The following is a 422-nucleotide window of genomic DNA, read 5'->3' as shown; positions in this document are numbered from 1 at the left end:
CCTTTACGCTTGCGTTGATTTTTGGCTGCGAGAGGATGTGCTGGAAGTCATTAAGAAATATGAAGGTTACATTTTGCTCAATATTGCCAATGAGGCTGGCGGCTACGTGGTTCCAAATGACGAGTTTGCTGAGGTGTATTCCGATATTGTGTTCCGGATGAGAAGTGCAGGTATTAGGGTGCCATTGGTAATCGATGCTTCCAATTGGGGGCGCAACGAGGAGAATTTATTAGCTACTGCTGAGCAGCTGATAAAAAACGACCCATTGCATAATCTTATTTTTTCATGGCACATCTGGGATTCAGGTATTTCTAATGAAAGAATCTACGATGCGTTAAAGCGTTCCATAGATAGCGATATTCCCTTTATCATTGGAGAATATGCGCCAATGGAGGTTAAATGCAATTGCTGCATCCCATACC

General features: G+C 42.9%; 1 protein-coding gene. It reads left to right on the top strand.

Going from position 1 to position 422, the window contains the following annotated elements; all coding sequences use genetic code 11:
- Positions 1 to 37 precede the first annotated feature (37 nt).
- On the top strand, positions 38 to 422 hold a 385-nt coding region (locus tag C6366_RS21220), incomplete at its 3' end, for a cellulase family glycosylhydrolase (RefSeq protein WP_158269871.1).

This window comes from Desulfonatronum sp. SC1 (genome assembly GCF_003046795.1).
Taxonomy (GTDB): domain Bacteria; phylum Desulfobacterota; class Desulfovibrionia; order Desulfovibrionales; family Desulfonatronaceae; genus Desulfonatronum.
Note: the sequence above shows the minus strand (reverse complement) of the source record. Positions and strands in the feature narration are given on the sequence as shown.